Below are 13353 nucleotides of genomic sequence, written 5' to 3' on the forward strand. Positions count from 1 at the left end.
GCAGCGACCTGGTGCGCCCGGCCCGGCGCCGCCCTAGGATCGCCCCATGAGCGAAGACGAGTCCCCCGGCGTTCCGGACACCTCGCGCCGCGGGTTCCTCAAGATGGGCGGTGCGGCCCTCGCCGGAGCCGTGATCGGCGGCGTCGGCGGCGCGGCCATCGGCGCCACGGTCGCAGCCGGCGGCCGCGACGGCTTCACGTCTGATCCCGACCCGTTCGCCGCACTGACGCCGCGCAGCGAGCCGGGGTTCGACCACATCGTCGTCGTGATGGGCGAGAACCGGTCCTTCGACAACCTGCTCGGCTACCTGTATTCGACGGACACGCTGCCGGCGGGCGAGAAGTTCGAGGGCCTCGCGTTCGGCACGCACAGCAACACGGCATCCGACGGCACGACCGTCGACGCGCACGTGTACCGGGGCGACACCGACCGGATCATGAGCTACCCCGACCCGGATCCCGGCGAGGAGTATCCGCACGTCAACACCCAGATCTTCGGCACCGTCGACCCGAAGGGCAACGCCGACCTCTTCGCCGAGCAGATGACGGCCCCCTTCAACGCTCCGACGAACGGCGAGAAGGCGACGATGTCGGGGTTCCTCGAGGACTACATCATCAACTTCCGTCGCCTGAAGGGCGGCACTGCGCCGAAGCCCGAGGAGGCGGCGCACATCATGGGGTCGTTCTCCCCCGCGATGCTGCCCGTGCTCTCGACCCTCGCCGCGGAGTTCGCGGTGTTCGACCACTGGTACGCGGCCGTGCCGTCTCAGACCTTCTGCAATCGCTCGTTCTTCCACGCCTCGACCTCGCACGGGTACGTCACGAATCAGGGGGGCGTCGGATTCCGGAAGTGGCTCGACGCGCCGGCCGCGCCGACGGTGTTCAACCGGCTCGAGGACAAGAAGCTCAGCTGGCGGATCTACATCGACAAGCTGCAGCTCGTCTCGTACACGGGGATGCTGCACGCCGCGGTGCTGGAGAAGTACTGGCGCACCGAGCACTTCGGCACCATGGAGGACTTCTATGCGGATGCGAAGAACGGCACGCTTCCGGCGTACGCGTTCATCGAGCCGCGCATGGTCTACGACCACAACGACTTCCACCCGCCGTTCGGATCACCGCGCGAGGGCGAGGTCGACGGTCAGGAGGTGTACGACAGCGCGATCTCCGACGTCAGGGCCGGCGATCGGCTCGTCCACGACATCTACGAGGCGGTGCGCACGAGCGCATCGCCGACGGGGTCCAACGCCGTCAACACCCTGCTGCTCATCACGTTCGACGAGCACGGCGGATGCTACGACCACGTGCCGCCGCCGGCAGCGACACCGCCGACGAAGGACGCGCAGCCCGGAGAGATGGGCTTCACCTTCGACAGGCTCGGATGCCGGGTGCCGGCGATCGCGGTGTCGGCGTACACGAAGCGCGGCTCGATCATCCACGACGAGATGCACCACGGCTCCGTCACCGCGACGCTGTCGAGGCTGCACGGGCTCGCGCCCCTGAACGATCGTGACCAGTCGGCCAACACGCTGTTCACCGTCGTCAACCTGGACAAGCCGCGGCATCCTGCGGATTGGCCCGTGACGACTCCGGCCTATACGCCGCCCAACCCCGAGCGCTCGGAGCCCGCGCCCGGGAGTCCCGCGCAGCTGAAGCCCCTTACGCCCCCGGCGCGCGGCCTGCTCGGATTGCTGATCGCGAAGTACGGCCGACCCGAAGAGCCCGAGCCGCAGACGTTCGCCGACGCGTATCGCCTTCTTCACCAGCATGGAGAGGAGCTCTTCGGTCCTCCGAAGGGGTCCTGACGGCATCCGCTTCTAGGCTGGGAAAATGAACGATGCTGCTTCGATAGTCGCCTTCTGGCGAGACGTGCGCGACTCCGAGCCGACGCTGCCCGAAGCACCACCCGAGGCCTGGGCGTTCGGTGCCACCCCCGCGCACGCCGATGACCTGCTGGCTCTCGTCCTCGAGGGAAGGAAGACGGGCACCGCCTCGTCGCTCTGGGACTACGAAGCGACCCTCGACCCTGTGCCCCGAGTCGGTGAGCTCAGCATCGTCCTCGACGGTTCCGGTGTGCCGCGCGCGGTCCTCGAGACGACGGACGTCGTCACCGTTCCGTTCGACCGGGTCACCGCCGAACACGCGCATGCAGAAGGCGAGGGCGACCGCACCCTCGATCATTGGCGGACGGTGCACGAGAGATACTGGCGCGCCCACTCGGAGAATCCGCGCGGCTTCGCGCCGGACATGCCGGTGGTCTGCGAGCGGTTCCGGGTCATCCATCCGAACTGATCGGGGAGGGGACTGATCGGGGCGGTCGCGTCCTCCGTCACCCCCGGCCCGGTGCATCATCGTCACGGCGGGCGCGTCGGCGCGAGATCCCGAGGAGCGTGATACCCAGCACGAGCACCGCTCCTCCGACCGCCGCCCAGGCGAAGGTCTCGGGCGCGAGACCGGTCGCCGGCAGCCGTCCGTCGGTCGCACCCCCGGTGGCGGGCGGCGTCGTGGGGTCGGCCGGCGTCGTGGGGTCAGTCGGCGGGGTCGTGGGCGGATCCGTCGGAGGCACGACGACCGCCGCGGCGAGCGTGAAGTCCTGATCGACGAACGTCTCGCCGGCCGCCGTGACGACCACGGTGAGTGTCGCCGGCCCGACGATCGTCGTCCCCGCCGGAGCGGCGATCGTCAGCGTGTAGGTGCCGGGGACCAGGCCGGCCAGGCCGTACCCGCCGTCGGCATCCGTGGTCAGCTGCTGCGAGCCCTCGCCCGTTCCGACGGTGACGGTCGCTCCGGCCACCGGCGCGCCGTCCTCATCGCGCACGGCCCCTGCGACCGAGCCCAGGCGAGCCAGCTCGAAGTCGACGCCCGCGACATCCGTGGTGGTCACGCTCTCGGTGCGTGTCACCGGTCCCGCAGCGGCGAAGCCTCCCGGGGTGGTCATGGTGATCTCGTACTCGCCCGCCGGGAGCCTCGGGAACCGGTAGGCGCCGTTCGCGTCGGTGACGGCGGTGACGACATCCTCGCCGTCGGCGGCCGTGATCGTGACGCCCGCGACGCCGGTGCCGACGGCGCGCACGGTGCCGCTGAGATCAGGATTCTCGAACAGCACGAAGTCGTCGATCGTGATCGGCACCTCGCTGTCCTCCGGCACCACGAGCGGCTCGATCGGGTCGGCGGTGCTGTATCCGGCGGGCGGCGTCACGAGCACCGAGTGCGGACCGATCGGCACCGCGTCGAAGAGATAGCCGCCGTCGGCATCCGTCGTGGTCGTCTGCACTCCGTCGACGGTGACGGTCACCCCGCCGATCGGCTGCCCGTCTGCGTCGACCACCCGGCCCGACACCGCCACGGGAACGATGTCGCGCACGGTGAAGTCGGCGACCGCGTCATCCTCCGTCAGGTCCACAGGCTGCGCCGTGGTCCCGACGGCGATCTTGCCGTCCGGCGGCGTGACCCGCACGGAGTATCCGGCGGTGGCGACGAAACCGGTGAACGCGTACACGCCGCCCGCTGCGGTGGTCGTCGATCCGACCACGGTGCCGTTGCCGTCGATGAGAGACAGTGCGAGGCCTTCGAGCGGTCCCTCGGCCTGATCCGTGACCGTTCCGGTGATGTCGCGCGCGATCGACGCGAACCACGTCTGGTACACCGGGAAACCGGAGCGGCGGGTGAAGATGAGGCTGAGCGACGTGATCGGCACCGATGGCTCGAACCAGGCCGCGGCTCCGCTCGTGTCCGCCGCGGCCGCGTTGCCGGTCAGGGTCTGGGTGGCGGGGTCCCACGAGGGCACGTCGGCCGCGCTGCCGGTGCACGAGGGCTTGCCCGCGATCCCCGGAGCGCAGTAGTTGAAGCCGCCGTTGAATCCCAGCTCGTCGGCCGTCAGCACCTGACCGTTCGCGCCGACGGCCTGGATCCGCACGGCGTCGGCGTCGATGTCGCCCAGGACGAACGTCCACCCGGATGCCGGAGTCGGCGTCGCGAACGAATACGTCGTCGTCGACGGGCTCGTCGCGCTGTCGGCCTTCGGCCGCAGGTTGAGGTACTGCTGACCGACGCTGGTGCCGTACTTCGCACCGACGGGCGTCCCCTCCGCGAGCCAGTTCGTGGCTCCTGAGATGATGCCGACCTGACCGGCTCGGGAATCGCTCGTCATCGTCGCGGTCACGGCGGGCTGGTCCGCGACCTGCACGGTGGTCGTGAACGCCCCGCCGGTGCCGGTCAGCGGCTGCCAGGTCGCCCATGCGGTCGTGGTCGCGGCGGCGGCCGGGATCGCGCCGACGAGCACCGCGACGAGGATGATTGCTCCGGCCAGGATTCCGCTCTTCCGCGCGCGCATGCGGCCAGAGTATCGGGATACCGCTGGGCGCGTCGAGGTTCGGGGAGAGGCCGCTGCGCCTCGTATCCGCCCCTCGGCGTCAGCGTGCCCGGGCCTCAGAGCCAGCCGGCCGCCGGATCGATCAGATCGCGTCTCCCTGCACGGGTCCTTCGGCGTTCGGCTTCCATCCGAGGGCCGGCGCGACATGCTCCGCGAAGGCCTCGAGGACGTGCAGGTTGTACTCCGGCCCGAGCTGGTTGGGGATGGTCAGCATCAGGGTGTCGGCGGCCATGACCGCCTCGTCGGCGAGCAACTGCCGGACGAGCACGTCGGGCTCGGCCGCGTAGGTCTTCCCGAACGTCGATCGGAAGCCGTCGATGATGCCCACCTGGTCGGCGTTCTCCTCGCTGCGAAGCCCGAAGTACGCCCGGTCCATGTCGGAGACGAGCGGGAACACGCTGCGGCTCACCGACACCCGCGGCGTGCCGGTGTGACCGGCCTCCTTGTACGCGGCGCGGTAGAGGTCGATCTGCTCGCGCTGGAGCTCATGGAACGGCACGCCGGTGGCCTCGGTGAGAAGCGTCGAGCTCATCATGTTGAGGCCCTTGCGGCCCGTCTCCTCGGCGGTGGAACGCGACCCCGAGCCCCACCAGACGTGGTCGCGCAGGGTCGGCGACTGCGGCTCGATCGCGAGGTACCGACCCGCGCCCACCATCCGGGGGTCTCCGGGGGCGATGCCCTCCCCGTCGATCGCGCGAAGGAAGAGGTCGAACTTCTCGCGGGCGATGGTGCTGCCGCGCTCCGGGTCCTCTTCGTCGTGGAAGCCGAACGTCTCGTAGCCGCGCAGGGCCGTCTCGGGTGAACCGCGGCTCACCCCCAGTGCGATGCGCCCGTCGGCGATGAGGTCGAGCGCAGCCGCCTCCTCGGCGAACTGGAACGGGTTCTCATACCGCATGTCGATCACGCCGGTGCCGACCTCGATGCGCTCCGTACGGGCCGCCATCGCCGAGAGCAGGGGCATCGGAGACGCCGCCTGCCGTGCCCAGTGATGCACGCGCACGTACGCGCCGTTGACGCCGAGCTCGTCAGCACCCTCGGCGATCTCGATGGTCTGCTTCAGCATGTCGCCCGCCGTGCGGGTCGCCGAGCCGGGCACGTCGGCGTAGTGCCCGAACGAGAGGAATCCGAAAGCCTTCATGGTGTATTCGAACGCATGAATGCGGCGGCGTATTCCGACGTCATCCGCGGGGCAGCAGCAGTCCGTCGAGGACGAGCTGGCGGATGCGCGGTTCGAGGTCCGCCCAGAGCTCGACCAGCGGCACCTCGAACAGGTCGGCGATCGCCGCCACGATCTGCATCACCGTCAGCTCGCCGTCGCAGGCCCCGACGAAGGCGGCGAGCGCCGGGTCGACCGCGATGGTGCGGGCGAAGCCGCCGCCCTGGCGCAGCTCGATGATGCTCGGGTCGTCGTTGCCCGGCAGCAGGTGGCGAGCCTCGGTGACATCGGATGCGGTCACGAGGGCCTCCGGCAGGCCGTGGCCGAGCAGGTCGTGGGCCGCCATGCCCGCGCGGAGCGCGCCGCCGACGTTCGACACAGGCTGCGACAGCCGCTCGAGGCGGCGCATCGGCGGCATGTCGGCCGCATCCGCGGCGGGGCGCCGGACGAGGATGTAGCCGAACCCCACCGCGCTCACCCCACGGGCCTCGAAGTCGTCGAGCCAGGCCGTGAGCAGCGGAGTGAAGGCCGCATCGCGCGGCGTCGTGCCGCCGTCGCGGATCCACAGCTCCGCGTAGCCGAGGGGCGAGAGCTCTTCGCGCTGCACGACCCACAGGTCGAGGTCGTCGGCCACCCACGAGGCGAGACGGTCGAGACCCGCACGCCCCGACAGCGCCGGCTGTCCTCCCCGCGACTCCCAGTTGCCGAGCAGCTGCGCCGCTCCTCCGGGGTTCAGGAACGACGGGGCCGTCCGGACGAACTGCTCGACCAGCGCATCGCCGACGAGTCCACCATCGCGGTACTCGTATTCGGGCACTCCCTCCACCCGCGGTGTGATCACGAAGGGAGGGTTCGACACGATCAGGTCGAAAGTCTCCCCGGCGACGGGGTCGAACATGCTCCCGCACCGGAACTCGATCGTGGTGACGCCGTTGAGCTGGGCGTTGAGCTCGGCGTAGGCGAGCGCGCGGGTGGAGATGTCGGTGGCGACGACCGAGCCCGCGTGACGAGCGACGAGCAGCGCCTGGATGCCGCATCCGGTGCCGAGGTCGAGCGCCCGGTCGACCTCGATCGGCATGATGATCTCCGCCAGGGTGCGAGACGCGCCGCCGACGCCCAGCACGTGGTCGGCCGGAAGCACGCCGTCGAGAGCGACCTCGTCGAGATCGCTCGCGATCCACCACTCGCCGATGCCGTCGGCGTCGACGAACGACTGCGGGCGCACGAGAGCCGACGCCACGACCGTCTCTCCGTCCCTTCGCCCGAGGCCGAGGGACTCGAGCCCGCCCACACCGAGCGTGGGCAGGGCCGCCGCGACCGCGGGAGCGGGCTGCCGCATGCCCAGGACGAGCAGACGGCCGAGGGTGGCCAGGGGGCCCTCGTCATCGGCGATCGCGCGGAGGATCGGCTCACGCATCCCCCGGGCCAGCGCATCGTCGGCCTCCTCACCCCAGAGGCGCCGCAGCGGCTCCGACCGGAAGTCTGCGGCGTCGAGATCGGCGGCGAGCGCGGCGCTGAGGATCGGATCTGGCACGGGAGCGGGGGCGTCGGACACGGCCGTCACTCTACGCGTCTTCAGCGTTCTCCCTCAGCCTCCCGCCTAGAATCGCAAGGTCACCACTCACGAGCAGCCCGGATTCCCGGCGTTCGAGGAAGACCTTCATGACCGCGACCACCCTCGAGAACGGCCTCCGCGCGCGCCTGCACCGCCTGGCACGCGGGTCCGTCGTCTTCGCGATCGTGCTCGCGACCTGCGGCACCGGGGCCGGCAGTGCCTTCGCCGCCGACGGGGCAGTGACCGACACGACTCCCGTCGAACTGCATGTGACGGCCGGCGTCCGCGGGACGGTCGCCCCCGGCAGCGCGACCACGGCTTCTGTCACGGTGCAGAACGACTCGCAGAGCCGGCTCTCCGCCGGGCGGGTCACGGTCGAGCTCAACCGCACGCCGCTCACCGACGAGCAGGCCGTCGAGGCATGGCTCGACGACTCGAAGGCCGACGGCGACTTCGAGCAGATCGGCACGGACTCCGTCTCACCGGTCGATCCCGACGGCGCGGTCACCAGCACCCTCCCCCTCGCCCAGGAGAGCCTCGGCGACCTTGCTCCCGGCGTCTACCCGCTGCGTGCGAGTCTGGCCGATGCGCAGGACGACGACGCCGACGCCGTGACCTCCACGACCGTGCTGGTCGTGACAGCAGCTCCCTCGGCCCCCGTCGCCGTGATGGTCCCCCTGACCGCCACGCCGGAGAACGGCGCACTGCTCACCGCCGACGAGCTCTCCGCGCTGACCGCCGCAGAAGGCGCGCTCACCGCCGCGCTCGACGGCGTCGCGGGCACTTCGGCGATCCTCGCCATCGACCCGTCGATCCCCGCGGCCATCCGTGCCCTCGGATCCGCCGCACCCGCGCAGGCCACGGAGTGGCTGCGACAGCTCGACGGTCTCCCGAACGAGCGGTTCGCACTGCAGTTCGGCGATGCGGATGCCACGACGCAGGCGCAGGCCGGCCTCCCCGAGCTCCTGCGGCCGACGACCCTGGCGCCCTTCCTGAACCCCAGCAACTTCGCCGCGACAGCGGTCGACCCGGGAGCCACTCCCACCGCCGTCCCGTCACCCGCACCCACCGATGGCCCGGTGCTTCCCGATGACGAAGACCTGTCCGTCGTCGAGGCCGCGGTACCGGGCATCCTGTGGCCGCGCAGCGACGTGTCCGCCGCCGATCTCTCGGTGTTCTCGGCCTATGTCGGGGGAACGGCCACCACCGTCGTCTCGTCGACAGCGGTCGGCGGAGAAGTCGGGGCGCATGCGACGATCGGCGGATCCGACGCCCTCGTGGCCGAAGCCGCAGCATCCGATGCCCTCTCCCGCGCGGCCGGCGAAGAGGACGCGGCGATCCGGCAGCACTGGTTCGCCGAAGCGAACGCGCACCTCTACCTCTCCGGGCAGACCAGCGGCGGCGCGCCGCTGCTCGTCGGTCTCGACCGCGACGACGCCCGTACGGCTGACGCTCTCAAGGAGACGATCTCGGCGGTCGACTCCCTCGGTGTCGGGCTCGAAGCGGTGCGCGCTGCCCCGGCAGCCACGGCAGCGCTGACGACGGAGCCCGACGCGTCTCGCGCCACCTCCCTGCAGGGGATGCTCGCGAGCGAGGGCCCGCTGACGCAGTTCGCGACCATCCTCGACGATCCGCAGCTCCTCCTGAGCCCCCAGCGCATCCAGATCATGCGCGCGACCGCCGTCGGCCTGAGCGGCGAGGGATTCGAGGAGGCCGTGGCCGATGTCGAGGCCGCGACCCGCGACACCCTGGAAGCGGTCGACATCCCGCCCGCGAGCACCATCCAGCTCCTCTCGGCCAACGCCGACCTGCCGTTCTCCGTGCGCAACGAGCTGCCATGGCCGGTCAACGTGCGCCTCACGGTGCTCCCGAGCGACACCCGCCTCGACGTCCAGCGCGTGACGCCCTGGGTCATCCCGGCGGGAACGACCACCCGTGTGCGGGTGCCGGTGTCCGCACGCGTGGGCAGCGGCGAAGTGAGCCTGACCCTCGAGCTCTCCAGCCCGACCGGAGTGCCCATCAGCCAGCCCGAGACCGTGCGCGTGTCGGTGCGTGCGGAGTGGGAGACCATCGGCCTCGCCGTCTTCGGCGGCCTCATCGTGCTGCTGCTCGGACTCGGCTTCATCCGCACCGTGCGCCGCAAGCGTCGCGAGGCCGCGGAACAGCCCGACGCGGAACAGCCTGAGGATGCAGAGACGGATGCCGACGCGGTCCGCGCGCCGGCGGAGGAGTCGAATGAGTAGTCTCGGCCGCGCCAGCGCCGTCATCGCGGCCGGCACGATGGTGTCGCGCGTGACGGGTCTGCTGCGCAGCATCGTCCTCGTCGGCGTCCTCGGCTCCATCTCGCAGGCGGCCGATGCGTTCACCGTCGCGAATCAGCTGCCGAACAGCGTCTTCCAACTGATCTCGGTCGGTGTGCTGACAGCCGTGATCGTGCCGCAGATCGTGAAGGCCACCGCGAAGCCCGACGGCGGCGGGGCGTTCATCTCGAAGATGTTCACGCTCGGAGTGGTGGTGCTGCTGATCTGCACTGCCATCGCCATGCTCGCCGCTCCGGCGCTGGTCACGCTCGCCACGTCCGACACGCAGCAGGAACTGCGGGCCCTGGCGACCGCTCTCGCCTACTGGTGCCTGCCGCAGATCCTCTTCTACGGCATCTACGCGCTGCTGGGCGAGACACTGAACGCCCGTCGGATCTTCGGCCCGTTCACGTGGGCGCCCGTCGTCAACAATGTCGTGTCCATCGCCGGCTTCCTGGCGCTGGGCGCCCTGTTCGGCGACGTCCCGACCAGAGCCGCGGCGTGGACGCCCGAGATGACGGCCATGCTCGGAGGTACCGCCACCCTCGGCATCGCGCTCCAGGCACTCGTGCTGCTCGTGTTCTGGAGACGCACGGGTCTCTCGCTGCGGCCGGACTTCCGCTGGCGCGGCGCCGGCCTCGGCACGGTCGGAAGGCTGGCCGGCTGGACCCTGATGATGGCTCTCGCCGGGATCGCCGCGGGGTTCTTCCAGACCAGCATCGCGACCGCCGTGTCGGGCACCGACGCGTCGACCACGGTGATGGCGAACGCCTGGCTCGTCTTCATGCTCCCGTACTCGATCATCGTGCTCTCGATCGGCACGCCCTACTTCACGCAGATCAGCGAGCACGCGGCAGCCGGACGCGACGACGAGGTGCGCGCCGACATCGGCCGCAGCATCCGCACGCTCGTGTTCTTCATCATGGCCGCGATCGCCGCCGTCGCGGCCGCCACGCTCCCGGCATCCCGCGTCTTCACCCGCTCACCCGACGAGGCCTTCGCCGCTGCGCCGGTCCTGATCGCCTACCTCATCGGGCTCCTGCCGCTGACGATCCTGTTCATCGTGCAGCGCACGTTCTACGCCTACGACGACACGCGCACGCCGTTCTGGTTCACGATCCTGCAGTGCGCGCTCGTGGTCGGCACCGCCCTGCTGGCATCGTTCCTCTATACGTCCGACGTCCTTCCCGGAAGCCTCCTCGCGGCAGCGGTCGCGCTCGGACAATCGCTCGCGAGCACCGTGCAGACCGTCCTGGCGGTCTGGCTGCTCCATCGCAAGATCGGCGGACTCCAGTTCGCCGCCTCCATGCTGTCGATTGCGCGGTTCGCCCTGGCTGCCGTTCCCGCCGGTTTCGCGGGCTGGGGCGTCTTCCTCCTCATGGGCGGGCCCGACGGATGGACCCTGCAGAGCCAGCTCCTCGGCGCCCTGGGAACCTGCATCGTCGGGCTCGTGGTGCTGGTCGTCTACGTCCTCATCCTCGCCCTCCTGCGGGCTCCCGAGCTCAAGGCCGCCGGCACCATGCTCCGCCGCTTCCTCCCCGGCCGCTGAGTCTCCTGGCCGGGGAATGCCCCACGGTTACCATTGGTTGAAGCAGTCGAACGTCCGGTGGTGCGCGAGCACTGCGGACACCGCACCGATCACGGAGAGCACATGCGTCAGGTCATCATCATCGGCTCCGGCCCCGCCGGATTCACCGCCGCCATCTACGCGGCGCGCGCGAACCTCAAGCCGCTGCTCATCGCGAGCTCGGTGGAGGTCGGCGGCGAGCTGATGAACACCACCGAGGTCGAGAACTACCCCGGTTTCCCCGAGGGCATCCAGGGACCCGAGCTCATGGCGAAGTTCCAGGAGCAGGCCGAGAAGTTCGGCACCGAGGTCGTCTACGACGACGTCACCGAGCTCGACCTCGCCGGCCCTGTCAAGAAGGTCACGCTGGGCAGCGGAACCGTGCATGAGACGCAGACGCTCATCTACGCGACCGGCTCCGCCTACCGCAAGCTCGGCATCGAGGGCGAAGAGCGTCTCTCGGGCTACGGCGTCTCCTGGTGCGCCACCTGCGACGGCTTCTTCTTCCAGGAGAAGACGATCGCGGTCGTCGGCGGCGGCGACTCGGCGATGGAGGAGGCCACGTTCCTCACCCGCTTCGCGGACAAGGTCTACGTCATCCACCGCAAGGAGACGCTGCGCGCCTCGAAGATCATGCAGGAGCGCGCATTCGCGAACGAGAAGATCGAGTTCGTGTGGAACAGCGAGGTCGCCGAGATCCTCGGTGGCGACGCGGTCACCGGTGTGCAGCTGCGCAACACGGTCGACGGCACGCTGAGCGACCTTCCGCTCGACGGCCTGTTCATCGCGATCGGCAACGACCCGCGCACGCACCTCGTGCACGACAAGCTCGAGCTGACCGCAGAGGGCACGATCTGGGTCGACGGACGCTCGTCGGTCACCTCGGTGCCCGGTGTGTTCGCCGCCGGTGACGTGATCGACCCCACCTACCGCCAGGCCATCACGGCCGCGGGGTCGGGAACGGTCGCGGCCCTGGATGCCGAGCACTTCCTCGCGGATCTCGAAGACGTCTCGGTCGAGTTCCCGGCTGCCGAGGCCGCCGAGATCATCACGGCCTGAGCCCTCGGGAACACATCCACCCCGCCCGCTGTTGTAGCAGGCGAACCTCGAATCAAGGAGAACTCTGATGAGTGCAAAGGCTACGAGCCAGGCGACCTGGGAGCAGGACGTTCTGCAGGCCGACGGTCCCGTGCTGGTGGACTTCTGGGCGGAATGGTGCGGCCCCTGTCGCATGGTCGCTCCGGTCCTTGACCAGATCCAGGCCGACCACCCCGACAAGATCACGATCCTCAAGCTCAACGTGGACGAGAACCCCGAGCTGGCGATGAAGTACCAGATCACGTCGATCCCGGCGATGAAGGTCTTCCACGGCGGTGAGGTCAAGACGACCATCATCGGCGCCAAGCCGAAGCCGGCGCTCGAGAAGGATCTCGCCGCGTTCATCGGCTGATCGATCCTCTGAAGGCCGTCACCCCGCATGGGGTGGCGGCCTTTCTCGTGCGCCCCCGGGGCGTTCGGTCCGCGGTGCTACTTGTCGTACACCGGCACCGAGGGCAGCCCCTGAGCCGCGCGCGCCCGATCGACGATCTCCTGGATCACCGGCGTCTTCGCCGCGTTGTACGTCGATCGTCCGCGCGCAGCGGCCGCGACGGCATCGCACTTCGCGTGGGAGTACCGATCGGCGTCTTCAGGGTGCGTACGCAGCCAGTCTCTGAGCAGACGCTGGTGCACCGCATCCCACTCCACAGCGACGAAGAAGTGCGCGATCGCCGCGCGGACGCCGTCGATCTCGAGCACCAGAACCGGATGCGTGCGTACAGCGCTCCCCTGCCGCCACCCTGCAGCCTCGAGCGCCGGCCTGTGCGCCTCGAGGTCGTCGAGATCGGCCACCCTGATCGCCAGGTCGATGATCGGCTTGGCGCGCATGCCCGGGATCGCCGTCGATCCGATGTGCTCGATGATCCAGTCGGCATCCCCTCGCGCCCGCAGGTCTGCGGCGATGCTCTCGAATCGATCCGGCCAGGTCGGGTCGTACGTCACGAGCATGCGAGGCATCGCGCGGTGATCAGGAGGCGTCGGCGACGGACGGATCCCACCGGCGGTGGCGCTGCTTCTCGTCGAGCAGGCCCCAGACGGCGGGCGTCAGCTCGGGATACTCCAGCGAGATCTGACGGAGCACACGGTAGTGACGCGCGGCATTGGGTCGCACACCGTCGTTCGCGGTGATGTTGTCGGCACGCAGCAGGTAGACCACGAGCTCATCGACACTGGGGAGCTCCTCCATGAACTCCCAGGGATCCTCCCCGCCCAGCAGTCGCTCCTGGATCAGCACCGCGAGCTCGTCCGCTGCTTCGGCGCGCAGAACCTCGAGGCTTGCGCGGCGCGGGACGGACTCGGTCATACA

Annotated in this window: 11 protein-coding genes; 6 read left to right on the forward strand and 5 right to left on the reverse strand. The window is 69.9% G+C overall.

Going from position 1 to position 13353, the window contains the following annotated elements; all coding sequences use genetic code 11:
• Window positions 1-46: 46 nt before the first annotated feature.
• Window positions 47-1804 (forward strand): alkaline phosphatase family protein, encoded by a 1758-nt coding sequence (locus tag BN2660_RS05615; protein WP_091228298.1) that lies wholly within the window; start codon window positions 47-49, stop codon window positions 1802-1804.
• A 25-nt stretch (window positions 1805-1829) separates the two neighbouring features.
• Window positions 1830-2291, forward strand: a complete 462-nt coding sequence (locus BN2660_RS05620; protein ID WP_091228300.1) for an ASCH domain-containing protein — start codon at window positions 1830-1832, stop codon at window positions 2289-2291.
• A gap of 37 nt (window positions 2292-2328) precedes the next feature.
• Here the strand turns inward: BN2660_RS05620 and BN2660_RS05625 are convergent, their stop codons facing one another.
• From BN2660_RS05625 to BN2660_RS05635, 3 genes are all read right to left on the reverse strand, one after another.
• The gene (locus tag BN2660_RS05625; protein ID WP_091228302.1) at window positions 2329-4332 is read right to left on the reverse strand and encodes an MSCRAMM family protein; all 2004 of its coding nucleotides are present in this window, start codon (window positions 4330-4332) and stop codon (window positions 2329-2331) included.
• A gap of 121 nt (window positions 4333-4453) precedes the next feature.
• Window positions 4454-5509 (reverse strand): LLM class flavin-dependent oxidoreductase, encoded by a 1056-nt coding sequence (locus tag BN2660_RS05630; RefSeq protein ID WP_091228304.1) that lies wholly within the window; start codon window positions 5507-5509, stop codon window positions 4454-4456.
• A gap of 40 nt (window positions 5510-5549) precedes the next feature.
• A complete protein-coding gene (locus BN2660_RS05635) occupies window positions 5550-7082 on the reverse strand; it encodes a DUF7059 domain-containing protein (RefSeq protein WP_091228889.1) in 1533 nt (510 codons plus the stop codon).
• 107 nt (window positions 7083-7189) lie between these two features.
• On the opposite strand from BN2660_RS05635, the gene BN2660_RS05640 reads away from it, so the two are divergent.
• The 4 genes from BN2660_RS05640 (at window position 7190) to trxA (ending at window position 12399) form a co-directional block, all read left to right on the forward strand.
• The gene (locus BN2660_RS05640; protein WP_091228306.1) at window positions 7190-9325 is read left to right on the forward strand and encodes a DUF6049 family protein; all 2136 of its coding nucleotides are present in this window, start codon (window positions 7190-7192) and stop codon (window positions 9323-9325) included.
• Entirely contained in the window at window positions 9318-10931 is a 1614-nt protein-coding gene (gene murJ / locus BN2660_RS05645) for a murein biosynthesis integral membrane protein MurJ (protein WP_091228308.1), read from the forward strand. The genes BN2660_RS05640 and murJ overlap by 8 nt, the downstream gene beginning before the upstream one ends.
• Before the next feature lie 102 nt (window positions 10932-11033).
• Window positions 11034-12008 (forward strand): thioredoxin-disulfide reductase, encoded by a 975-nt coding sequence (trxB, locus tag BN2660_RS05650; protein WP_091228891.1) that lies wholly within the window; start codon window positions 11034-11036, stop codon window positions 12006-12008.
• Between the two features lie 67 nt (window positions 12009-12075).
• Entirely contained in the window at window positions 12076-12399 is a 324-nt protein-coding gene (gene trxA / locus BN2660_RS05655) for a thioredoxin (protein ID WP_091228310.1), read from the forward strand.
• Between the two features lie 77 nt (window positions 12400-12476).
• On the opposite strand, the gene BN2660_RS05660 is transcribed toward trxA, so the two are convergent.
• Window positions 12477-13004 carry a GrpB family protein gene (locus tag BN2660_RS05660; RefSeq protein WP_091228312.1) on the reverse strand — a complete coding sequence of 176 codons (528 nt, stop codon included), beginning with the start codon at window positions 13002-13004 and terminating at the stop codon, window positions 12477-12479.
• A gap of 10 nt (window positions 13005-13014) precedes the next feature.
• Window positions 13015-13350: a tryptophan synthase subunit alpha gene (locus tag BN2660_RS05665; protein WP_091228314.1), complete on the reverse strand. Its 336-nt coding sequence runs from the start codon at window positions 13348-13350 to the stop codon at window positions 13015-13017.
• Window positions 13351-13353 lie beyond the last annotated feature (3 nt).

It is taken from the genome of Microbacterium sp. 3J1 (assembly GCF_001049495.1).
In the GTDB taxonomy this organism is placed as follows: domain Bacteria; phylum Actinomycetota; class Actinomycetes; order Actinomycetales; family Microbacteriaceae; genus Microbacterium.

Excerpts from the sequence above, each read along its gene's own strand:
- BN2660_RS05660 (WP_091228312.1), bottom strand. The coding sequence starts at position 13,004 with ATGCCTCGCATGCTCGTGACGTACGACCCGACCTGGCCGGATCGATTC.
- trxB (WP_091228891.1), top strand. The coding sequence starts at position 11,034 with ATGCGTCAGGTCATCATCATCGGCTCCGGCCCCGCCGGATTCACCGCC.
- trxA (WP_091228310.1), top strand. The coding sequence starts at position 12,076 with ATGAGTGCAAAGGCTACGAGCCAGGCGACCTGGGAGCAGGACGTTCTG.
- BN2660_RS05615 (WP_091228298.1), top strand. The coding sequence starts at position 47 with ATGAGCGAAGACGAGTCCCCCGGCGTTCCGGACACCTCGCGCCGCGGG.
- BN2660_RS05620 (WP_091228300.1), top strand. The coding sequence starts at position 1,830 with ATGAACGATGCTGCTTCGATAGTCGCCTTCTGGCGAGACGTGCGCGAC.
- BN2660_RS05630 (WP_091228304.1), bottom strand. The coding sequence starts at position 5,509 with ATGAAGGCTTTCGGATTCCTCTCGTTCGGGCACTACGCCGACGTGCCC.
- BN2660_RS05665 (WP_091228314.1), bottom strand. The coding sequence starts at position 13,350 with ATGACCGAGTCCGTCCCGCGCCGCGCAAGCCTCGAGGTTCTGCGCGCC.
- murJ (WP_091228308.1), top strand. The coding sequence starts at position 9,318 with ATGAGTAGTCTCGGCCGCGCCAGCGCCGTCATCGCGGCCGGCACGATG.
- BN2660_RS05625 (WP_091228302.1), bottom strand. The coding sequence starts at position 4,332 with ATGCGCGCGCGGAAGAGCGGAATCCTGGCCGGAGCAATCATCCTCGTC.
- BN2660_RS05640 (WP_091228306.1), top strand. The coding sequence starts at position 7,190 with ATGACCGCGACCACCCTCGAGAACGGCCTCCGCGCGCGCCTGCACCGC.